This window comes from Bacillus sp. EB V-12, assembly GCF_056158125.1.
Map to the genome: position 1 here is coordinate 1 of NZ_JBUXJL010000019.1, position 24,537 is coordinate 24,537.

A 24,537-nucleotide genomic window follows, 5' to 3' on the forward strand; every position below is an offset into this window, starting at 1 on the left:
TCATATAATCTCTCCTCTAAATGAAACAAAAAAACACAATAGGTGTACTTTTTTATTTCGCATATTATTAGCCCCGAAGGTCTACGTACAAGTGATTCCTAACTTAAAGACAACACAAAAAGGGCTTCTTTAAGTCGATTAAAAACGTGCATAGCAAAATAAGCTATATATACACTAATCGGCTCAAAGAAGCCCTTTCACAATTGAAACAAGACACAAAACTTGCTTCTACAACTCAACCACAACACAATAAGGTGTGGGAATAAACGGAATCAATTAAACAATAAATATACGTTTATATTAATCTATTTTTATGTGATATTCAATTGTTTTTAATAGAATGAAGATAAGAAGGGACCTTCTATGCGGTTGTTATATGTATAATAATAGCTCCCTTGTTTCTCCTGCTGAAAATCCCCTCTTATTTTCAGTTCTTGGTATTAGTCCATGTACTGCATTTCAAAATAAAGTTTTTTTGGCTTTTGATTTTGATCTAGATAACAAAGTATTTCTTGAATAGTTTCCTTTCCAACTGCAACACTTTCCATGTAGGACATATTTTCGTTTTCCTGGATTTTTTGCAAAATAACGCTAGGTAGTTTGCCAGCGTCAAATACACCCATTTTACTTCCTAGTTTTTGTTCGGAAACAGCATCGTAGAAAATTTCGTTCACAATTACCTCGTTATCATCTGGATCGTACATGTAACCTCTTTGTATACGTAGCAATGTCTTACTCCTTTTCTATATATTCTTTTCCATAAATAATGTATATTTATATATATTATTTATGGGAGATGTATCGATAAATATTATTTCGCAAAATCGCTACTTTGTATAGGGGGGCGCTACGCGATATTTATCTTTGTTTGCCAAGACATTCTTAATAAAATTTGATGAATGTCTCCTATAGTTTTGATTTTTGGAACTTTTATAATGATATTCCATAAAATTCATGTGAAAATAAATAATTGAGATTTTTTTTATAAAATTGCAATTAAAGTGTATCTATTAAAATGTTGAGAATAAAAAAGGGAGGATACTATGCATATAAATTCTGTACAAGTAATTAATTATGGACCACTCGAAAACTTTAAAGTTAATTTTAAACCAAACTGTTTAAATATTATCCAAGGATTAGCTGCACGTGGAAAAACTCAATTATTTGGTGCTCTATTGATACCATTATTAGGTGAAAAAGTAGTGCTGAAATTTAGAAGTCCACATGTTCCTAATGCTACTATTTCTATTACAACTACACACAAAAATGTTACGCAAACAAACGAATTAAATTATATTGAAGACAATTTCTTGTATAAATTCAGTAGTGTTGGTGCCTTTAATAAAAATCCCATGGAACATCAAAAAGATATTTCTTACTATCATACCTTTGCTCCTTTATTTTTAAGTCCTGAAGAAACAAAGGTAAATTTATCTATTGATGAAAATGATATTGAATTAATCACTGATCTTATAATAAACGATACTGAAGCATTAAAAATGTGGAATGATATTGTTAATACTTTCCTCACTAAATATCTAAATGAAAAAGATAAAACCTTTTTACATATTTCACATGGTCTAGAGCAAATTTTAAAATTAATTAAGGTAGTATGCATTCATGCTAAGAATAAACTAAATTCACCTATTATAATTGATGGTGCATTTATGGCGTTAAGTAGTGATGCATCGAAGGTTATTTTTTCAATACTATCTGCTTATTCAAAAAGCACACAAATAATACTTTTTACCCAATCATCGATAGAAATAGCTAATAGTTATTTAGTTGCAAAGCTTCCTGAAGGTAGGAGGAAATTTCACTCTTCAATTTCTTATGATACTCGATATAATAGTAGATCTTTGATATTACCTAGTAAAAAATCTGCAGAGGATAATTTAAATGATGAAGGCCCTGTAATTGTAAGATATATTAAAAATTCAACATTAGATGCAGAAGAATATCGATATATGGAGTTTAAAGAAGTTAAAGGTGATAATCCTATAAGATCTATCTTAAGCGTTGTTGATCAATATGTTGTTGCATATTTAAATGAACGTAAAAAACAATTCCCAGGAAGAATCATCTGGGGGATAACGGATGAAGAAAGAAAAGTAGTTGGTACCAAATTAGCTTATAAAGAACGCGATGAGTTGAGGAGGGGTATTGTGGAACGCCTTGATCAAATTCAACCACCCATTCCCCCAAGTTCTTATAAAATAGATATAAAAGAAGTTTACGACTCTACCCTAAAACATGTAGAAGATACCTATGTTGTAGAGGTAATTGTAGAGACGGTTACTAGTAATGATTTATTTGCAACGGCTAAAAATGAAGTGTATATCAAAACTGATGGTGGTAAGAAAAAGTTAAACCATATTCAAATTCAGCAAGAAATTTTATTACGTAATCAGCATAAAAGATTTAATCTTAAGTAACCTTTCATAATCTGTTGAAGACAAACTAAGCCACCCTTTAGAGGAAGCGATAGCTTGCAAGGGTGGCTTAGTTTGTTGTAAATAACTTTGTATTTAATTGTTTGATTTTCCCTTCTGCAAGGGGCTGGTAAAATGCATGCTGTAATCCTTCTAAATGTAAGGTTTCTCCTATACATAGCAATACTTTACCAGGAATTAAATCGAGTAGTAGTTCATTATTAATTTGTTTTGCTTGTTTTTTAGTAGAAACATAAATAACTAGGATTGTAGGGTTATTCCCTAAATCTTTTATAACAACATCTTTTCCTGACTCTACGAAATCTTTCCAGCTGGCAATGATACGTTTTAAGCGTCCTTTATTATCTGTTAATAGAGTGGAGTATACAACGAAATTACACACTTGATCTGCTCCGCCTTGCACTGCAAAACTTAAAGGAGGGGTAAAAATTCCTTTACTAATAGATGGGTGCATAATATGTCCTAAAAATGATGGAGCGTAACGTAAATGACAAAGTAAGTCTATATCGTGCCAATAACGCAGGTGAATATATTTACCATGATTATCAATTCGCTCTGGAGCAAAGAAAAACATATTTCCTTGCCAGTACTTTAAGAGTTTATAACCATTATCGGATAACGTATATGTTTCTTCAAAGACCTCCATATCAAAAATCTCTACTTGCCATTTCTCAATTAGACGATAGTAAAGTAATCCTTGAAGTGCATCATTTATTTTCTTACGTGAATACTTACTTTTGAATAAATATAATAAATGATTGAATCGAACAGACATATGCACACCAATGAAAGTGAGTAATGCATATTGTTCTTCTGTTAAACGCTGCTTAAACTTAACTAATTCGTCATAAGAATGGAATACATAGGTTTTATCTAGTTTATGTATTCGATATATTTGAAGTCCCTGTACATCCTCATTTGATAAATGAGGAATTGAAGGAATATAAGTAGACAATTGTTTCTCTATTGTACGCATAATCATCCATTAAAATTGGTAAATTGACGAATTAGATTTTTTACTTTGACCTTGCGGATAATTTAGGATACGTACAGTTCCTCTTCTATTTTTAGCATCAATATTAAGCAGCTCACATGTAACGATTGTTTGATTAATCGCATCTTCTGGAGTTGGATTAGCTAGATTACGGCTCTTTAGTCCTTTAAACTGAATACCTGGTGCAACCTCAACGAAAATCCCAGCAATTGCATCTACACCTACAATTTTACCTATAAAGCGGTCACGGCGTTTGTTTAGTTCTAATAGCTTCTCCATTGGATCTGTTTCTAATATCTTTTTATTCCCTCTAAACTCATAGCGGCCATTCTTTTCTACTACTTTATCGATGACAAGTTCTACAATATCACCAATTACAATATCCTCAGAGCGAACGAATGAATGAGACCATTGTGAATACCTTACTCCTACTGTTACACCATGAACTTCAACTAGAACAGTTTGTGCAGATGGGATATGTCCCGAAACGGTTCCTGTGTATACTTTATTTCCTTCTTGTGTATCTACTTCTTCATATAGTCTTTTTTGAAGTGCTAGTTCTCCTGCTGTGATAGATACAACTGCAAAGTTGCCTTCTTCAGTTTTTTGGAAGTGTTCAATAATAACAGGCTTTGTTCTACCTACTAACCATTGAGGATTTTTAGGAATGTTTATACCTGCCTCTGTAATTGGACAATATGCTGTTGTATGAGAACCAATTTGCATTGTAAGCACTTGTATACGCTCAGACTTTCCGTTTTTAGTCGGGAATAGCTTTTCGGATACGACTGTAATTAAGCCTTTTCCTACAGTACGCTCACGTTTCATACGGGCTAATTCCTCTAGTTCATGTTCACGTACTCGCTCAAATTGATTAAAGTTTGTTTCTAACAGTGTTTCACCTTGTGGGTTCTCTGATTCAAAAGCCATTCCAAGTTCTTCTACAGTTTGAGTGTTTGTTTTTTCTTCTGCCATTACATTTTCCTCCTAGAACGTAAAAAAGGACACACCTGTACCGTTGGGATGGTACGTAAGGTGTGTCCTTCACGTAAATTATGTTTTATTTATATAGTTGTTAATACAAATATAATGGTATTTTTACTCAAATGCAAGAGTAATTTTTAAATCATAAATTTACTATAGGTTCATACCAGTTCTAGAATTACACCAATTTTGTCTAGATCCTTTCCCTACTTGGATAATAGCAGTAGAAAATTCCTTTCAAAAGGAAATCTAGAATACTTTTTCTAAGCATATTCCTCAATCTGATGTGTATTTACCAACCTCAAATTAAAATCTAGAATGCAGTCTTTCTAGATTTAATTTGAGGTTTGCAAACTATTAATCAAAGAGATTGTTTAATTCCTTACTCATTACGTTCGACGTTTTTTGCTTTGGCTTCTCAATTTTATTAAGCAGCGACTGCGTAGTGTTATTCTTATTTTTTTGCTGAGATTTTAAGTGCTCTTGGCGTTCTTTGTAGCTCATACGTTTATATTCTGGTTGCTTCCCATCATTTCTCGAAGAATCTTCCCTATTTTTTTCTAAGTTTTCATGAACTGTAATACTAATAGATTCATATACTTTTGCTACATCTTCATCAAGCTTATTTTCTTCCGTATGATTAAGCGTTTCTGCGATTGGGATCGTGTTGATTTCTACATATGTTTCGTCTGACTCTGTTTTTGTAACTGGAATTGAAGTAGATTCTATATTTATTTCTGCAGTTTCTATTATTGGAACGGGAAGTCTATCTGATCGGAATTCTTCTAGCAGTGGTTCAGTCTCATCGGGAATCCCGGAATAAATGATGGAATCCGTATTCCAATCTTGCTCTAGCATAGTAATAGATAATTCTTTGTTTAGTTCTGATATCTCCACGTTTATTTCATGGTATTCATCCATTAGAGGTGATTCTATATCTATGACTTCCTCTATTTCTTCGTTTATGACTGGTTCTGTTATTGCAGTGCTTATACTTTCTATATGTGTTTCCTCTTGTACGGTTCCTTTGTCTTCGCTTGGAATTGCTACTTTCTGTGAAATAGTATTGTCTGAAGTATGAGTATTATTAACACTTGGTTCTTCTGGAATACTACTACTATTTGAAATTAACACTTTACGAGGACCATCCCCTGTGTAAGAACTTACAACTAGATTTTGTTCTAACTTCTCAATACATTGCATAGCTTTCATATAGCCGATCTTGAATTTTCTTTGCAGAATAGATGGCGAGACTTGCTGTGATTCAATAATAAATTCCTTAATATCTTCATACAACTTATTTTCAGCTTCATCATCAACATCTCCCTGCTGATCCATAGTTGCAGGTTCATTAGATAAGGTTTCATTATGAGACTTGTGTTCCTTATAATCTTCCAATGATACAATGTGCTGTTGCTCTTCGGTTGTTTCTACAGAGCTATTTTGTTTCATCTCATCCTCTTGTATAGGCGGCAAAGGTTGTATTTTTTTCATGTTCTCTGCGTCTACATGCTTCATAGGATTTGCTTTTGCAATAGATTCATTAATAAGACGAAGACGTTCATTTTCCCAATATTGGCCTGTTCGCTCCTCTACCTGTATGAGTGCATGCACGAATTCTTCTTTAGGTACAAAGTTACTCGTAATTTGTTGGACAGGTTGCACATGGTTGTCTTGTACAATACGAGCTGCACAGATGAATGCACCTTGGCCCATGATATCTCCTGGTGACATAACAACTTCTTTTGCTTTCTGATAGGTTGATCCTAATCGACTAACAGGGTTGTCTTGCATAGGTGAAATACCTTGTTCAGATTCAGCCTCTTTAAATTCTTCTTTCTCACCAAACATATCCGAAAAGATTTTTGCATCATATGGTGTTACATCTCCAAATATCATTTTGTTACGGAATGAGCCTAGCAAGGTAAACATGTATTGCTCTGTGAAGTCGAGAGCTAATTGAGATAGTGTTTGGCTAGCAATTGTGAGAATTACTTTATATTTACGAGATTGTGCAGGGAATTCTTTAAACGGCCGTACAACAAAGTCCGGGAACTCATCGACAATAATATGATGGTAAGGTGAGACGTTTGGTTTCCTACGGAATACGGCATTCTGCATACTAAGTAGAACGAATTTCCCTAATACATTAGAAAGTTCTGCTAATTCTCCTTTCGCAGTATTCACAAGTAAAATACCACCTTGCTCCAAATGTATATCGAAATCAAAATCGGATTTCCCAAACAAAACACGCCGTATTAAAACGTTTGAAGCTAAATCTTTTAAGATATTTCGCAAGCCCTTTACATATTCCTCTTCTCTATCATAATGCATCGGTTGTCCGCGATATTTTCCTGATTTATAAACGGCCGGTTCTCCTTGGAAATCTGTTTTTTCACAGATGGTATTATTAAACCATTCATCAATACCTTTTATAATTTGATATTCGTTTTTTTGGTCACGTGAAGCTGCTCCACTTTGAACAAAATCATATAACTTTTCTACCTGTATTTTTAATAGTTTGTGCATACGGTGGACACGCTCTACATCGTCATACATGCTTATTAAATCATCAAAGGTGACATCTTTTTGTGGATTATGCAGTTTTAATAAGTAGATATGTTGCTTAAGGTGGTTACGCTGCGCTTGTTCAAAGAATGCATTGTTAGATTCAGACAAACCTTGAATAACCATCGCGAAAACTTCTGCTACTTTATCAACCGGTCCACGCAGAATGTTTATATTCTTGGTATCAGGATTGGTTGGATCAATGTAGTAAACCGAGCTTGCTGGAATCTTGTGTGCTTGCACCAGTTTATATACCTTTTGACATAAATCATTACTCGGTTCAATAACAGTTACCCCATTTAAAAAGGTCCCTTTTACTTCTTCTGTATCATAATCATTCTTTTTATACGCTGTTTCAAACTTATTTATAAAACGTACCATCCAGTGTAAATCTTGATTAATCATGGGAATAATTAAACTTGATGTTTTACCAGAACCGATTGGACCAATAATGATTCCATTTAGCGTTCTATCTTTCCCCTTAATACGAACCATCTCTTTATGCTCAATATGCGGTCCAATTTCTACGTCAGGGTATATTTGTTTTTCTTGGCTATTAAACCATTTTTGTAACTTGTGATTTTTATATTCGTATTTTTGTACCCACTTTAATATTTCTTCCCGGTAACGAACAATATGGCCACTATACCAAAGTGTAAATAAAATCATAAATACTGTAGGTAAAAATACAAAAATCATAGTGAGTGTATGGAAATTGCCTGTTAAGACATGACCTATGGCTTCATACTCACCAAAGTTAACATGTTTTGATTTATCCGTAAGATAAGGAATAACCTTTGCATGGATCGGAGCGGTTGCAAACCATAAAAATTGAATATCAACTGCAATATGAGAAGCAATTAAAATTATTAACTTCCCGTTCTTCACCTGTAAAGCAGGAATACGGCTGTAAAACCTAAAACTAAATTCTCCTAATAGTAAAGAGAAGAACATTAAAATGAGCGGTACATATGTAATTTCTATAGGATAAGACGGTGGTTCAAATGCATAGTAAAGTAGTTTTATGTAGTTTACTAAACCGAATCCAAACGAAAGAATAAACCCACTAATTAAACCAATTGTAGTAAATAGAGGTAATCGTTGTTTAAATGTCTCCATAATGGATCACCTACTTCTTATAGATATAGTTGAGCTTTATGTTTAAACTTAAATCGGTCATTGAATTCTGGTTTAAATTGTTCCTTTGATTTTTCAAAAAAGAATTTCGCTGCGTCTTCAGTTTGTTTTAAATATAAATCAATACTATCTCTTTCACAGAGCTGGTTATATTCTTCCTGAGAAAGTACCGCAATATTGACTTCTATTTTTTTATTCGTTGCTGTTTCAATGATTACATCATACCAGTAGTAATTTGGTTTTCCTGGGATTTGGATATCTTGCAGAGAAACACTAAACGTTGCCCCCTCTTCCGTCATATGGTTGAGGACTAGTTCAGGATTTTTAAACGCTTCTCTAGCAGAGAGCACTCTCCCAGTAGTAGTAGTTGCATATTGTAAATCCATGTTGATTTTCCACCTTTCTCCATATAAAAAAAGACAAGCGACACCCACTGTAAAAACAGCGGGTGTCGCTTGCCTTAATTCATATGCTCTGATTTGATTGTAGTTTTGAGTGTTTAGTTCAATTATTATTCTATCACCTTAAACAATAAAAATCAATAAAATTGTATAAAAGTATATAAAAAATAAACGATTAGAATAATTCAACAAGCTTGCGTCTTTTCGGATGTATGTTATTTGCAGTACGTGCCATGATCTGTTCATCCGCGTCGATAGTAACACTTTCATTTTGGAGGGATAGAAGTAGTACATTGTCATAAGTGTCCATTAAAAGTATATCTCTAGCCTTTTTGCGCTTTGGATAGATTACAACAAGTGGCACCCCCTCATCACCTTCCCTTCTTGAAAATACAACATCGTCTAATCTAGCAATCATTCGGTAATCATTTTCATTGCCAAAAATAAAGAAGAAATCTTGCATAGCATCTTTATCTCTTCTATACGTCCGTCTAAGACCACCATCTATGGTTTCCTTAAATGTTTGAACTTTTTCAACAAATGCGTAGCGCCAATCGGCATCTCCTACTGTACGTTGAGATAAAGGTAAAAGAATATCTTGTTCAAAGTTTTGATTATCATCTATTCCTAGAATGATATCTGAAATAACATCTCCAGCTTCTTTCAAAGAGCAGATGTACATATTTAGATTTGGTAGATTCATTAAAAGTTCATGATACTCTCGCATAGAAAATAAAAGATTTTTCATGCGTACGTATGGTGGTTCTGCATCTTCCGCAAGGAACATCGATTTATCATACATAACAAAAACAACAGTTATATTTTTAGTGTTTTTTTGTGCATATTCAATATATTTCCCCACCTTTTCAACTAAGGTAGCATTGGTTTCTTTGCACATATCCATTTCAATGTAAATATTTTTGTCTTGATATGAAATATGTTCATCGGGAATTAAGAGTAAACCTGCATCTTCAATTTCTGTTTTCTTTTGTTTTTGATGATATGAGCGAATATCTAGCTCACATAATATCTTATTCGTATTGGTCTTTTTCGACACTTCTAAAAGTGTGCGTACTAATATCTCTCGTGAGCAGAGTGTATGTAGTGAGAGTGAAGAAGAATATCTACGTTTTGATGATCCTACAGGAATCCTTCCTATTTCTTGAAGGTAATCAACCATTCTATCTTTTAAGGAGAATGTCGCACGTCTGGTTATACTATCATCTCTTTTATCAATTTTTTTGGTCAGGATAGCACCATATTTTGAGAAACGATTTAGTTTTGTAAACACACTATCCTCAGAAAAATCCCTATCTTCAAATGCACTATAAAGTTGAGTAATTTGTCGTGTAGTAAGTTGTCTTTTGTAATATAAAAATGTAAATACAAATATATCAGCTTCTTTTAAACGAAAAGATTTCTGTGTGCCTTTGCTTGTATATTTATACGTTTTACTTTTCATTATATGCAACTCCATAATTCGAATTTATTTTCAATAAATAACAACCATTTCTATATATCTTATTACAGCAAAATTTAGTTGTAAATTATTAAAAGTTTAAACTGAATTTGCGCTAATATAGATACTAAAACTCGTACGCTGAAGTTTGGATTACTTCTCTTGCTAAAAATACGCTAGAAATATTGATTTATATAGTCTTTTAGTTCTTTTAAAATTGTTCGGACGAAAGACATGTTTTAACCGAACAATTTATTAAAGGATAAAGTATACGAATACAATTGTTAGGACGGCCTAACAAATTATTTAAACTATCAAATTATGTAAAGCCGTATTACACATACAGAAAATATAATAGATATCATACTTATTCCTTGTAGTTTTTTATTGCTTTTGAAATAGAAAAAGACCGACAAAAATTATATTTGTCGGTCTTTTGTTTAGAATGATAATTTCTTCTTTGCTGGTTGTGAATCGTCAGCAATTTCGACTTCAGGTTCAGCACCAAAATTCAATTTTTTCTTTTTAGGTTTTTCTTCTTGTACTGAATCATCAAATGCAAAAAGTTTATTTAAAACAGCATTTGATTTCTTAGAATTAGCTTGTTCACGTTCTTCTTTAATTCTCGTAATCTCATCAATAATATCACTCACACGTTTTGGCAATGGTAGTCCTGCAACAACTGAATAGAATTTTACTATATCCTCTTCTTTTTTCGCTGTATGTTTATTAACATATGGAGCTATAGGACGTTCATCTACATATGGAGTTCTTTCTTTTAAGAAGTTTTCCATTTGGTTAAGGAAAGAGAAGTTATATAATCGACCTGCTCGTAGCGGTGATGTAACGATAGATAGAGCGCTCTTTTTAGCACTTTCTAGTTCTTCTCTTTCTGTATCGTATAAAACGCCTTTTTCTAGTGCGTTCCCTAATTGAGTCAAGTAACCTAGCGGGTTTTCAGTGTCTAATTGATTTGATTTTAGTTCTAGTTTTGCTAATGATAAAACGCCAGGTGTATTAATTACTTGAGCAAATTCACTCGCATCAAAATGTGTATCTGAAAACGGTGTAAATGATGAAGTTACTAAGTTAATCTCATGTAATGCATCAGCAATATATTTGTTACTATAGCTAGTATATTCGTTTGCTAAAGCACTTGGATTTTCCTCTTCAAATTTTCTATATAGTTTAGCGTTATCTATTAATACAATTGAACCAAAAGCTTCTTGGTTCATAGCAATACTACGAATGCGTGAAGTTGCATTTTCTAATACTTTTAAAGCCTCTGCATCACGCGGTAAAGTCAGTAATAAACCAAAATTGTAATCATGTTCATATAGCATTTCAATTGCCTTTAATAGAGCTCCAGTTCCTGTTCCTCCACCAAGGCCACAAGTAATCCAAATGAAATCACGATCTTCAAATTCCTGCTTAACTGCTTCGAAAATCTTTGTTTCATGCTTTACAAATGCTTCCTCACCAACCTGTGGATTACGAGCTGCACCCTGCTCATATCCTTCTAACTGTATTTTACGTACATTTCCCCCATTTTTAATCTCAATTTTGTTAAAATCTTGACTATTTGTATTAACAAGAATCGCACGATATGGGTATTTGTTATTTTTAATTTGAGTTTCTTTATTTGCACACTCCGCTGCGATTGCGCATCCACCCATACCTAGTCCTAAGAATCCAAATTTTAAACTAATATTTCCTTGGCTTTCGATTTCTGAAAAATTGCCTGCCATATGTATATCCTCCCTCAAGTATATATTTTAGTTGTTTTTCTCAACTCTTTTTTCTTTTTTCTAGTTCTTTGATCAAAACATTACCTAGATCTGTTACTTCGTAAACTCGAACGCGTCCAAATGGTTTAAAAGATATCAACCCTGCCCCTTCAAGTCGTGCAGTCATAATATCCAAAGAATATCGCGATGGAAGTATCTTTTTTCCTTCATAATCTTTTTCATTCTCAATTTGATATTCTTTATGATACTGATTGATACAATCCCAAAGTTTTTCCTTGTGCATTGCTCCCTCAGCATATAGGACACGTAGAGCCCAAATACCGTCATTTAAATTCTCACAGAGTACATCAATAATTTCATTGCTGTTCATTGATATATTAGACACTAATTTCACACCACCTTTAATAAAAAGCAAAATTTATGTATAGACACAAAAAGCAATAAAAATATTAAGGGATTTACTCCCGATATATTCACCGTAGATACTTCGGAATATACTTCCGAAGTATCGTATGTATTAACTATAATATATCTCTGCGTTTTTATCAAGAACCTTTTAATATCAACACTTTAAATACTTCCGTAATATTAACCGTAATATTACCTGGAGTATCCCCCGTAATAATAACAGGTTAAATTAACGTAATAATTACGATAATAAATTACTTTGTTTTTACCTAATAACTCTTATTTGTATTTAAAAATATGCAAAAATTAAGTGGCATAAGAGTAGATTAATTGCTTCTATGATGTGCTGATTTTGTAAATATTGAGTAATAAAACACGCTCACCCAACTAATCACTGCTCAATAACATAGGGATTTTGATATAAAACTCAATGAATGAGCAATGAATGATTGAGTGATCAAACGTTAAAAAAACCATGATATTTTATGTAATCTACAAAGGTGTTCTTTTCGTTTCTATAGAATTTTTATATAATGTATATAGGACAAGCATCATATAGTTAGGTGGTGAGCAAATGATTGATGAACAGTTAAGCGATGGTTATTATCGCGTATCTGAAGTAGCAACCATGCTTGATATTCCTGAAAGTACTCTTCGTAGATGGTTGAACGATTTTGATGAGTACTTGAACATAAAAAAAGAACGCCAACTTAAATATGTTCATGAGGATAGTATTGATACAGTAAAAAAGATTAAACATTATTATTCTGAGTCAAAGAAAAAGCACGAAATTGTTGGGCTTTTAGATATGGATCCGACGGTTATTCGAAATGTTTATGCTGAAGATGTTGACGGTGATGGTGAACCAAAAGAAACTTCATTAGTTAAAGCGCAACAGGTCAATCCAGACTTTATAGAAGCTTTGACTGAAAAAATTACTGAGGAAGTTACAGCTAAAGTGACTGAAGAATTAACAAAACAAAATATGGAATTCTTCGCTGCGGTGGCTAAACAAAGTCAGGATAATTTCGATAGAATCAATAAGCGCTTAGAGGAACGTGACGAAAAGTTAATGAGTACGATACGATTAATTCAAGAACAAAAAAGTGCTAATGCTCAGAGACAAGAAAATACTGAACAAAAAGGCGGATTTTTCTCAAAGCTTTTTGGAAAAAAATAAAAAGACTATCTTTTGATAGTCTTTTTATTTTGATTATCTTTAATATCATTTATAAAGCTTATTTCATTGATAAAAAATATGATTCTTTCAAAACTATTGTTTTAAACGGTAATAATCATGGCACTTAAGTATAGTTTACTTTGTTATTTTACAATACAAAGAGTTTGCTAATTTTATTTCTTCCAATCTTTAAAATCAGCATACTTTTTATATTCTTTTTCAATTACCCCCTTATACCATTTATTATTACTTTCAGGTCTAGATGATTTATTGTTATATTCATTAATGTCTCCGTCTGCATTTAGCCATTGAGGATTATTATAAGTATATTTATAGATGAATTGTCTAGCTTCTTTTAATAAATGAAACTCACCTAAATATAACTTAGGTTGCGCAACTCTGTACCCATATACGAAATAAGTTGTACCATGTTCTCCTAAAGTCTCAAAAAAGGTTTTTGCATCGAATCAATTTTCTCCATGTATACCCTCCTATATAATAATAGTTTCATTCTATTTAATTAGTAGAATCAAACTATTATTATGCGAAGTTTTTACATTAATCCTTAAAAGATAGTTTACCAACCAATCAGCTTTATTAGAAATTCATACTTTGTTTTTCTTTAAAACTCGCATACATAAACAACCACTCAATCATTCACTGATCAATCATCTTAAAATAACGAATTGATTGACTGGCGATTAATCAACTGGTTGTGAATTCGTTTAATATAATAAAATCAACCACTCAATCACCGCTCAATCTATTTGAAACAATATCAGTTTTCTTATATAAGTGAGTGGTGATTAATTGAGTGGTTTTGTGTGAGAACAATAAAAAACACCATTTACACACTTTAATTGCTATGTTTTCGTTAATTGAGCGGTAATCAGGCGGTTGGTCAGTGGATATTCAAGTTATTCTCACTTGTATTGGGTTGACTTTTGATTGAGCGTCGCTCAATGGGGTGTTTGAGTGGTAGTTTTCATTAATAATCATTTAACAAAGGTCATACTTTTAGAAAATCACCTTGCAACGATGAAAAAAACTATATATGATGTAGTTACTTTAATAATTTTACACTTTTCTAGATATAGATTTATTAATGATTAAATATTTGTAAAATTAAATAATATAATATAATAAAGCGAAAAAGGTTCATTAGCCTAATGAAATATCGCCAACTACTTCATTGTGGTAAACCGCACAAAATCCCAAAAGAAATTTCTAAACGACAGCGGTAAACAAAGTCAATAAAAAGGGGATTTCTTGCGTGTTTTTAGGCATTGTTTACCGTGATAATACATATACTACTTTTTTATGAGTAATATTTTGTATCCGTGGTATGACAGTGCCTTTTTCTGCTCTTTTGAAAGGAGTCAGCAACATTATGCATAGGCAAATGGCTTTTCCCAACAGAACTTTAAAGTTCATCTGAAACTTCCACCTTGCCTTCTCCTTTCTCTGTTTTGATTATTCACTTTCACTAAAAAATGATATAGTTAATTTAGGGAAAAGGTGGTGAATATAATCACTACAATCACTGCAAAAATACAAATCTATGTTTCTGATAAGCAAGCTGAAAGTCTAAAGATAACAGCTAGCGCTTATCGTAAGGCTTGTAACTGGTTATCCAAATATATATTTGAAACAAAAACTCTAAATCAAGTAAAACTTAACAATTTGTACTATAAACAATTACGCAGTCTATTCGGATTAAAAAGCCAAATGGCTCAATCTGTGATGAAAACCGTAACTTCTCGTTATAAATCGGCAAGGTCAAATGGAAATGAATGGTCCTTAATTGAATTTAAATTTCCAGAATACGACCTTGTATGGAACCGCGACTACTCTCTAACCCAAAATCAATTTAGCTTGAATACACTGGATGGTCGTCTAAGGCTAAATTATGAGCGTAAAGCCATGAAAAAGTATTTCAATGGCACTTGGAAATTTGGTACTGCTAAATTAGTTAATAAGTATAATAAGTGGTTCTTACACATTCCAATGACAAAAGACTTCCCCGAACCTGATCATATTAATGTTAACAACATTGTCGGCATTGATTTAGGAATCAATTTTCTTGCAACTACCTATGATAGTCAAGGTAAAACTACGTTTTACAGCGGGAAAATCGTAAAGCATAAACGTGGTGCATTTAAAGCTACTCGTAAACAATTACAAAAGAAACAAACGCCATCTGCTCGTAAAAAACTAAAACAAATTGGTTCAAGAGAAAACTGTTATGTAACTGATGTAAACCATCGAATTACAAAGGCACTCATTGATAAATACCCTAGAGGGACGATATTTGTTTTAGAAGATTTAAAGGGCGTTCGTTCTGCAACTGAAAAAGTGCGAGTAAAAAATCGCTATATCTCTGTTTCTTGGGCTTTCTATCAATTCCGTCAAATGCTTGAATACAAAGCCAAAATGAATGGACAGAAGGTAATTATTGTAGATCCAAAATATACTTCTCAAACTTGTCCTAAATGTGGACACGTAGAGAAAGCGAATCGAAATAAGAAACTGCACACGTTTAAGTGTAAAAATTGTCAATATCAATCAAATGATGACCGTATTGGTGCAATGAATCTACACCGAAAAGGGATTGAATATATTGGTGCAGTTACCACAGGAGTATAACTCTTGTGGTAGGGGCGAAGTCAACCGTCCTTATGTTCCACCACACAAAGGCAGGAGGGCTATGCTTGTTCGCACTGCTGGGTAGGAACAAGCGTAGTTGTGCTCTATGAGAGTAGAGACACTGTCGAACTTTGACAGACGCAAGCCCCCACTTCAAACGGATCGAAAGGACGTTAAGTGGGGGGGTGTTGACGGACGGATTTTAAAGAAAAAAGCTTATCTGTAGAAGAAAGACACGATGCAAGGATAAATTATTATAAGCAAAATGGTGTTTATCCTGACTTTATGTAATTTCAAAAAATAAATACAGCAGCCCTTGTTAAAAAATCACTTAAAAGCAAGGGTTATTTGGCATGTTCTTTATTTTGAAGACATGCTTTTTTATTTAGGAAAATATTTCTACGATCATTTTTACGCAAGTATATAAGCTGCTAACGCTACGTTTAAATACGATTCAGTGTGTTTATAATTCAATTCAATACTTGTGAATATCTTAATTATTTTATTATAGACTTGTGAATTATATGATGGGAGGCTTGTTTGTATTGGGGATATTACGATAGGGAATTTATCTTAATAGCAAGGAACGTATGTAATACAAGGCTTTAGAGGTATTTGCTAAATCCCTTTATAATTAATAATTGAGTTTAGTTATATATATTTCTTATTGTTTGTATATAAAATACTTGTCATTATTTATATTTAATTACTTGTATTTTCTTAGATTAGATACATAGAAAAATAGAAAGAAGGAATAAATATAAGTTTCCAAGGGGGGAATTAATCTATTGACTTTTAAAATTCATAGAGGTATTCTTATACGTGAACAACAATTAACTAAGAGAAATATACAAATTAATAGATTTAATTTCTAGCTAAACGGACACACCGAAGGCACATAACCTGCCATCGGTGTGTCTTTTTTTGTATAAATATCAAAAAAGGGAGAATTTGAACTATGAATGAAATTGTAAACATGAGTAAAGAGAGATTTACAAAGTATTGTGAGGGCAATGCAGCATTTGAGGAGAATATTAGTTGCATTATTAATCACTACTTTTTATTACTAGGAAATAAAGCAAATATATTACAAGAAAGAGAATTTAATAACGAAATTGAAGAAAAAACGTTTAAAAATAATGTAAAGCGTTTTGAAACTCTATTCCCTGCAGCTGTTAAGAATGCATTTTTAAAAGGGTATCAATTATGTCTAGAGTTTATACATCATCCTGAAACACAAATACCTGAGAATTTATATACTGATCCGAATTTTATAAAGGACATTCCTTTTGCCCTAGCAAATGCATCCGAATATGAATTGTACGAAATCATTCGAACAGATGAAACACAGGAATTTAGTGTGTTTGCTATACGAACATATGAGGGAATTCGTCCATTATTAGAACAAGTATTTTGTGAAGTTGCATATAGTGGTGCTGAATATGCTTTTGAACATGAACGATTAGAAAGAGGATTTGAATTAGTGAAAGGTGATACCACTTTATTAACCAAAGTTCCTGTAGATCGTTTCTTCTCAATTACGCCTTCTGTAAACGGAGTTGTTGTGCATGCGGAAGAGCATTGTGAGATTTGGACTTTAAATTGGAATAGCAAAGTAACCATTGATAATCCTTTTATTGAGGTTGCTGAGGTTACATTTATTCATCAAACAAAGGATATGATTCAAAAAAATATTGAAGATGGTGTTCTATACCACAGCTTTCTTTATCTTGATACACCTTTACATGAGATACAAGATCGATTAGAAATACGACTAAAACTAAATTCTGATTTTGGGGCTCCACGTTCAATGGAACAAGTCGAAATGGAGTATATTCTGAATGAGATTATTGGGAAGGTTCATCTTCAGACGCAAATTCCAATCGAAAACATGATTTTAATCCAACGTTAGAGTTTGTAGGAGGTTCACTATGGTAAAAAAAATCGTTTTAGCTATTAGCGATACTGTATATACGGCATATTTACGTGAGGATTTTATTGGTGCGGGATTTGAAGTAGCTGATAGTGATGTGATGCACATCAAGTATCTAGATGAAATTCTAGATACGGAACAGCCCAATATTCTATGTATTAATGACAAACGATTAAATATTGATGCGGGACATGAAGAGAAACGTGAATTGATTATCTTACAGAAATTAAGGGATATTCGCTTTAATCGGGATATTCGTATTGTGGTATTTACAGAGCGTGAAAATGATGATGAGTTTTTGGCGAAACTGATTTATTTAGGTATTTATGACATTTTTAACTCTCGTAAAATTGATATTGATAATAAAGTAATCCCGCAGCTGTTACAGGAATCGGATATTAAAAATGTAGCGGAAATTGTAGGAGCAAGTCAGGCACCACAACAAACAAAGTTGCCTGAGGTTCCTGTTGATGAGGAAGAAGAGGAAGCATCAAGTGAATTAGGGGAAGGCGGCAACAGTGAACCTGCCTCTAATTCCAACAAACTATTTAAAAACAAACAAAAGCGTAAGTCTGTTCCAGATGAGATGCCAAAATCACCTATTATAAAAAAACAGTATAAATTTGCTTTTGAGCCGGTATATGAAAAACAAATCGGTATTGCTATTCCGAGAAGAACAATTGTTGTGGCCAGCATGAACAGGAGAAGTGGTGCAACTTTTGTTTCACATCTTTTAGCAGCTTACTTAAATGAACTACAGATTGATGTGAATTATATAGAGAATCTATATGATGATGGATATACGTATCCTTTATTAAAGGGATATACAGAAGCACCAGAAAATTATCGAAGTGAATTTATGTTGCAGCGGTATAAAGAGATGCTACAGAAGGAATCTGATATATTATCAATTCCAAAATGGAAGCAAGGAAGAATAAATTATATCGTAAAGAATCCTATAGTGGACCAAGAGCTGAAAAACGAGACAGAGCAAGACTTTGATCATTTTATTAAGGTTTTATTGGCCAACCAAGAAGCACCTATATCTATTATTGATGCAGGGAGCGATTGGGATAAAGATTTATACCATGAGATATGTGAAATGGCAGATTACATATTCTTTGTAGTGGAACCAGATTTGCATCAATTGCTAAAGATTGCGCATCCTCTTACACAAAAAGAAAGAAAGTTAGTTTCTTATTTAGCTTTAGAGAAAGCGAGGATCATTGGGAATAAGTTTTCTCCTGCACTTTTAAGGCATGAAGTAGTAGAGGAATGTTTTGGAGATAAGGTATTAACTGCTTTACCACCATATGATGTTGAGGATGTGTTTGAATCTCAACTGAATAGCAGTGCGTTACTATCTAGTCGGAATTATTATAAAGAGCTAGAAGGAATACTGAAGGGAATAGCTGAGCTACTGCTACCAAATCAATTATTGAACCAAAAGAAAAGTTCCATTTTAAGTGGATTTCGATTTCGAAAGTCTGAAAGTTAAAGGAGGATGAAGAGGGATGCAAAAGTTTATTATTGCAGCAAGTATGTTGTTGTTATTTGTAGGTTGTCTATTCTTTGTAACTGATATGGTGATTGGAGGTACAACACATACTGATAATAAATCGTCTTTAGAAAGGGGAGGCGAGATAGCTTTGGCTAAGTCTGTAAAAGTAGGTACTCTGCGTGCAGAAGAAGAAATAGCTATTGATCCAGAAAAAGCGAAAAAAGAGTTTGAAAAAGCGTATAACGATAATGCGGATTTTAAAGATCCTGCTTCAAAACGTAACTTTACTGTCCATGATGTACAGGAGAAACCAGCAATGATTGCTGTCGAAGGTGATGCAGAAGCTGCTAGCTATTTTAAGCAATTTGATGAGAAAAAAGAAACAATAAAGAGTAAAGCAAGAAGTATTATTATCTACGATGCAAATGCAAAAGAAGAACAATTAGGTGGTAACGTAAAATAAAGAAAAAGAGTAGGTGCATTAAGAATGCAAAATACAGTAACTACAGCTCTATTCCTTACACTTTCTTTATTATTAATCAGCCTTTTACCCGAAGGTGTTTTGTATGGAATACAGTTAGTGAAAGCACATAACTTTGCTTCTGATATGGTTGAAATCGCAGAGAATAAGGGTGGATTTCAATATGATTACAATGGAAAAAGGGTGGATTTAGTCCCTGGGATAGAGAAAAGAATGAAAGAAGAAAAGATGGATGGCTGGAAGTATGAGTATACAAAGGGACGCATTGATCATAGTCAACCTCTTTCTTTTAAGGTGAAAGCAGAACACCATTTCTTCATATTTAAGCTGATTGGGGTAGATGGCATAAAGGCTCCGATATGGGCGAGTAAAGATGGATTGGGACAAGTGTATTTTAAATAATGAAAATTCTAAGACTTGTACTATAAAAGACTATGCTGAAAAGTATAGTTTTTTTGCTAGAAAAATATATTTATAAATAAAAATATAAAAATACTTTACAAGCTTATTTCTATATGGTTATATTTCCCATTTGGAAAAGCGGTTATAAAAAAGTTAATTAATAAATTTATATGTTAAATTATCTGGATTTTATGTTTAAATTAGGTACAATAAAGGAATCTATGAAAAAACTAATATATTTGGAGGAACAAACAATGGCAAACAAATTTTTAAAAACAGCAACAGCATTAACAATTATGGGTACATCATTACTAGGAGCAGGAGCATTTACCGCTAAGGCTGATAAAACAGATTCACTAAAATTCAGTGATGTTCCAGCAAATCACTGGTCTACGAAAGCAATTTATGATTTAACAAATCGTAAAGTAGTACAAGGTTACGGAAATAATATCTTTGGTTTTGGTGACAATGTAACTCGTGGGCAAGTTGCTCGTATGATTTATATGTACGTTAAACCCGCAGATGCAGATGCTAGTTTCAAAAATCCATTTACAGATATTAAAGGACACTTGTTTGAAAAAGAAATCTTAGCACTTGCTAAAGCAGGACTTGTCAATGGATTTGGTGATGGGAAGTATGGTCCAGATGATATTTTAACTCGTGAACAAATGGCACAAGTGCTTACAAATGCTTTTAAATTTAAGGCAACGAAAACAACAAAATTTGCAGATGTTGATAAAAATTCTTGGTCTTACGGTGCAATTAGTGCATTAGAGGAAAATGGGGTTACAATTGGTACAGGAGATAATATGTATTCTCCAAAAATGTTTGTAACACGTGAAGCGTATAGTCAGTTCTTATATAACTCTATTAATGCAGTAGAAAAAGAGACTAAACCAGAAGTGAAGCCAGATCCAAAACCTGAAACAAAACCAGAAGAAAAGCCAGAAGTGAAGCCAGATCCAAAACCTGAAACGAAACCAGAAGAAAAACCAGAAGTGAAGCCAGATCCAAAACCAGAAACAAAACCAGAAGAAAAGCCAGAAGTGAAGCCGGATCCAAAACCTGAAACGAAACCAGAAGAAAAACCAGAAGTGAAGCCAGATCCAAAACCTGAAACAAAACCAGAGGAAAAACCAGAAGTGAAGCCAGATCCAAAACCAGAAACAAAACCAGAAACTAATTTACCAACGAGTTTAGACAAAGTTTTAACTACAGATGATGTAGTTTATAATCCGATTGCTATGGATAATCCAATTTCTCAAAAATCCATTTCTACACAAGCGCAAAACATTATTAAGAGTGTAAATAGTAAATTTGGTACTAACCTTAAATATGCAGATTTAAATGGAACTATTAGAATCCTTGATAAAAATATGTACTTGCCAGCAGGTACAATTGGTGCGCAAGTTTATATTGATGCAAATAATGAAAACGATTTTAAAATTATTTTCTTAGATAATAATGAAGCCACTATTGAGTTAACTAAAAAATGGGTTACCATGTTAAATTCTGATTTAGTTTTAGATAAAGAAATTCAGGAAAGTGTAGATGCTCAATCAATTAATAACTATGAAAAAGGTAAATATAAAATTCGTGTAGGCCATTCTACAGCAGATCACATGATGTATGTAGAAGTAGAGCCTAAATAATCATTTAGTATTTACAGGTCGAGTTGAATATTGTATAATTATATAAGTTTAATATAATAATAAATACGTAAAGGACAAACCTTACGTACCTTACCAAGGTACAGGTTTGTCCTTTTTTTGCGTTTAAGGAGGATTTTATGAAAATGAGAAAAGGATTATTATTGACTTGCGCATCATTAATGTTGGCATTACCATCAGTTGCAAGTGCGGCGAATAATGACATACCATTTTTTGATGGCAGTAAAAATTCGATTTTAAAATCTGATGAATTGCAATTAAGCGGTAATTTGCTTAGACCGGGTAGTGGCTATAAATCAAAAGAGTTCAATTATAAAGCTGACTTACATTTTCCTGCCGTTTACAATGGCTCTTTCAATTGGGGAAATCCATGGGAAAATCTAGTCCAAAATGAAGATACATCGGATCCTTATGTTCGAATTTCAAATGATGGGTACATTAACAGTGCAGTTGTTGTTGGGGATCGAATGGTAACAGAAGTTGAACAAGTTACGAAAACTGTTATTAAAGATAAGTATTGGGGAGAACCCAATTTTGTTTTGGGGAATTTGAAGAAACATGATATTAAAAAATTTAATGGTCCTAATGTTACATTAGGAAAGTTTTATTGGATTAGGGATATAGCTTACCTTTCTGGTGGTTATGCAGGAGCTGGTGGTGTAGATAGTGTGAATAGGTATAGCTTGTGGTATGTACGTACAAGTAAGCCTAAGATAATTGATTTTAAAGTTATGAGTGGAAAAAAAGATGTACCTGTGAAATTTGCGTTTAACGGTTTTGAATATGTCAGCAAGGGAAAAGGATATAACGATAGAGATCCGAATGGGACAACAGTAAATCCATATCAATCAGCTGCTGGAGAACGGAACCGAGTTAAATGGCTGTTAGATATTACAAAAGATGGCGAAACTGTGCATCATCAAGAAAATTATTTACGTTCAAATCCACAAAAAGATAATCAAAAACCAAATGAAGGTGATGCAGGGGAATTTAAGTCAGAAGAATTAAAGTGGCAGCCACAAATGTGTGGCCGATATACTGCGAAAATTAAAGTTCTTGATGCTGTTCAGAGGGAATCAAACGAGAAAACTGTTGATTTCACTATAGATGATAACTGTGGTACTGAAGTAACACCTAACCCAGATCCAGGCGATGAAGAAGACTTTAAATATAAAATTGATTTTTCTAGTGACAGAATCGAAGGAGAAACAGCAAGAGAAGGAAAGAATATAAAAACAAGAATAGATGTATCACGTGACAATTTTAAACCAGAACGTGACCAATATAGAGAAAAGGTAAACAACAATATTAATAAGTCTCAACAAGAAGTAAATAGCTCTGAATCGGAAAGAGATAGCGCTCAATCTAGTCTAAGTTATTGTCGCCGTAATCCAATTCATGAAGTAGATGCCGAGGGAAAGGATCACTTTTATGATAGAGACTGCTCTTGGGAAGAAAATAAACTAGATAGTGCGGCAAGTAAGCTAGATAATGCAAGACAGAAGTTAGAAAAAGAGAAGAATAAAATTAAAAAGTTAGATGTATTAGAAGAAAAATATACGAATCCTGAAACAGTAGTTGTGTTAAAACATAACGGACAACAAGTAGCTTTACAAAAGGTAAGATTAACTGAGGGAGAAAAGAAAACCCTGAACCTTGAATGGCAACATAAAGGTAAAGGAACAATTCAAGCGGAAATTAACCCTGCTGGTAATCGTATAGACATCGAAGAAATTACGTACAAAAATAATCCTATTAAAACAGCAATCTATGAGCCTTCAAAAGAAAAGGCAATGTGTGGTGTAACGAGTGTAAAAGGTGTAGTAGAAACAGTAAGTGAACGTGTATCAAAAGAAGATATAGTTGGGAAAATGTATTATGAAACTTTGACAGGGAGTATTGATAATTTAGCTCCTTCTAAGCTGCATTCTGGTTATGGATTTTCGTATGAAGTAAACGGAAAATATAAAAATGAATGGAATGCAAATTACCCTGGTGTATTTGCTGCTGCTAAGGCACAATATCCATTTGCAGACGAAGGATTAAAGGATACTCAAGATTTAGAGAAGATAGAACTTAAAGATAATACAGCGAAGTTCCTACCTAAAAATATGTATTTATCTGAAGCAACAGGACATGTTTTTGATAGTAAAAGACCTACTAAGTCTTTATATTGGGATGGACAAGAGAAAATCATTGATGGTGGCCAAAAATGGTATTCACCACTAAAGACAAAAGACGGTGTATATACCTTTAATGTAGAAACAGCTCCAGCAGGTATCAATGAAATGAGTTTATGTTTAACTGGGCAAGTAGAGATTAAGGGTGTTGCGTACGATGATTTCATAAAAAGAAGAGTATTTCCTGATGATCCATTCCCTGGAGGAAGTGGAGTAGGATGGAACTGGGTAGGGAAAGAGGAACTACTTCATAAACTGACGGATTGGTATTACATGAAGACTGGGAAATAAACATAAAATATAGTATAATTAGGTGAGTCGACACAATAATATATCCATCTTAACTAGTAGCTGAATGGATAAACCAAAGGCACATCCCTTAATGGGATGTG

Annotated in this window: 17 protein-coding genes and 1 pseudogene; 9 read left to right on the forward strand and 9 right to left on the reverse strand. The window is 33.1% G+C overall.

Translation table 11 applies throughout. The features are described 5' to 3' along the window. Positions 1-440: 440 nt before the first annotated feature. Positions 441-728 (reverse strand): hypothetical protein, encoded by a 288-nt coding sequence (locus ACZDYH_RS28265; RefSeq protein ID WP_474887721.1) that lies wholly within the window; start codon positions 726-728, stop codon positions 441-443. Positions 729-1,043: 315 nt separating this feature from the next. Here ACZDYH_RS28265 and ACZDYH_RS28270 point away from each other — a divergent pair, with 315 nt between their 5' ends. After that, positions 1,044-2,435, forward strand: coding sequence for an ATP-binding protein (locus ACZDYH_RS28270; protein WP_474887723.1), 1,392 nt, complete (start codon positions 1,044-1,046; stop codon positions 2,433-2,435). Between the two features lie 67 nt (positions 2,436-2,502). On the opposite strand, the gene ACZDYH_RS28275 is transcribed toward ACZDYH_RS28270, so the two are convergent. The 7 genes from ACZDYH_RS28275 to ACZDYH_RS28305 all read right to left on the reverse strand — a co-directional run bounded on the left by ACZDYH_RS28275 (position 2,503) and on the right by ACZDYH_RS28305 (position 12,114). Then, the gene (locus tag ACZDYH_RS28275) at positions 2,503-3,429 is read right to left on the reverse strand and encodes a hypothetical protein (RefSeq protein WP_474887725.1); all 927 of its coding nucleotides are present in this window, start codon (positions 3,427-3,429) and stop codon (positions 2,503-2,505) included. Positions 3,430-3,438: 9 nt separating this feature from the next. Next, positions 3,439-4,422, reverse strand: a complete 984-nt coding sequence (locus ACZDYH_RS28280) for an RNA-binding protein (RefSeq protein WP_474887727.1) — start codon at positions 4,420-4,422, stop codon at positions 3,439-3,441. A gap of 366 nt (positions 4,423-4,788) precedes the next feature. Further along, positions 4,789-8,118: a DNA translocase FtsK gene (locus tag ACZDYH_RS28285; protein WP_474887729.1), complete on the reverse strand. Its 3,330-nt coding sequence runs from the start codon at positions 8,116-8,118 to the stop codon at positions 4,789-4,791. 17 nt (positions 8,119-8,135) lie between these two features. Then, a complete protein-coding gene (locus tag ACZDYH_RS28290; RefSeq protein ID WP_474887731.1) occupies positions 8,136-8,522 on the reverse strand; it encodes a hypothetical protein in 387 nt (128 codons plus the stop codon). 190 nt (positions 8,523-8,712) lie between these two features. Further along, a complete protein-coding gene (locus ACZDYH_RS28295; RefSeq protein WP_474887733.1) occupies positions 8,713-9,999 on the reverse strand; it encodes a replication-relaxation family protein in 1,287 nt (428 codons plus the stop codon). Positions 10,000-10,436: 437 nt separating this feature from the next. Continuing rightward, positions 10,437-11,744 carry a plasmid replication protein RepX gene (repX, locus tag ACZDYH_RS28300; protein ID WP_016126060.1) on the reverse strand — a complete coding sequence of 436 codons (1,308 nt, stop codon included), beginning with the start codon at positions 11,742-11,744 and terminating at the stop codon, positions 10,437-10,439. A 40-nt stretch (positions 11,745-11,784) separates the two neighbouring features. Beyond that, positions 11,785-12,114, reverse strand: a complete 330-nt coding sequence (locus ACZDYH_RS28305) for a hypothetical protein (protein ID WP_033689979.1) — start codon at positions 12,112-12,114, stop codon at positions 11,785-11,787. A 612-nt stretch (positions 12,115-12,726) separates the two neighbouring features. On the opposite strand from ACZDYH_RS28305, the gene ACZDYH_RS28310 reads away from it, so the two are divergent. Beyond that, positions 12,727-13,332: a MerR family transcriptional regulator gene (locus ACZDYH_RS28310; RefSeq protein ID WP_000564666.1), complete on the forward strand. Its 606-nt coding sequence runs from the start codon at positions 12,727-12,729 to the stop codon at positions 13,330-13,332. A 173-nt stretch (positions 13,333-13,505) separates the two neighbouring features. Here the strand turns inward: ACZDYH_RS28310 and ACZDYH_RS28315 are convergent. Continuing rightward, a pseudogene (locus ACZDYH_RS28315) lies at positions 13,506-13,813 on the reverse strand (hypothetical protein). 1,049 nt (positions 13,814-14,862) lie between these two features. On the opposite strand from ACZDYH_RS28315, the gene ACZDYH_RS28320 reads away from it, so the two are divergent. The 7 genes from ACZDYH_RS28320 (at position 14,863) to ACZDYH_RS28350 (ending at position 24,436) form a co-directional block, all read left to right on the forward strand. After that, positions 14,863-15,978 carry an RNA-guided endonuclease InsQ/TnpB family protein gene (locus ACZDYH_RS28320; RefSeq protein ID WP_033673640.1) on the forward strand — a complete coding sequence of 372 codons (1,116 nt, stop codon included), beginning with the start codon at positions 14,863-14,865 and terminating at the stop codon, positions 15,976-15,978. Positions 15,979-16,936: 958 nt separating this feature from the next. Next, the gene (locus ACZDYH_RS28325; RefSeq protein ID WP_001002944.1) at positions 16,937-17,890 is read left to right on the forward strand and encodes a hypothetical protein; all 954 of its coding nucleotides are present in this window, start codon (positions 16,937-16,939) and stop codon (positions 17,888-17,890) included. Positions 17,891-17,909: 19 nt separating this feature from the next. Then, a complete protein-coding gene (locus ACZDYH_RS28330; RefSeq protein ID WP_474887736.1) occupies positions 17,910-19,409 on the forward strand; it encodes a hypothetical protein in 1,500 nt (499 codons plus the stop codon). Between the two features lie 16 nt (positions 19,410-19,425). Next, complete coding sequence (locus tag ACZDYH_RS28335; RefSeq protein WP_474887737.1) at positions 19,426-19,875, forward strand: DUF5411 family protein; 450 nt, start codon at positions 19,426-19,428, stop codon at positions 19,873-19,875. A 24-nt stretch (positions 19,876-19,899) separates the two neighbouring features. Continuing rightward, a complete protein-coding gene (locus ACZDYH_RS28340; protein WP_044798381.1) occupies positions 19,900-20,295 on the forward strand; it encodes a DUF4320 family protein in 396 nt (131 codons plus the stop codon). Positions 20,296-20,549: 254 nt separating this feature from the next. Further along, positions 20,550-21,947: an S-layer homology domain-containing protein gene (locus ACZDYH_RS28345; protein WP_474887740.1), complete on the forward strand. Its 1,398-nt coding sequence runs from the start codon at positions 20,550-20,552 to the stop codon at positions 21,945-21,947. Positions 21,948-22,084: 137 nt separating this feature from the next. Then, on the forward strand, positions 22,085-24,436 hold the full coding sequence (locus ACZDYH_RS28350; RefSeq protein ID WP_474887742.1) for a hypothetical protein: 2,352 nt from the start codon (positions 22,085-22,087) through the stop codon (positions 24,434-24,436). The last annotated feature ends 101 nt before the right edge of the window (positions 24,437-24,537 follow it).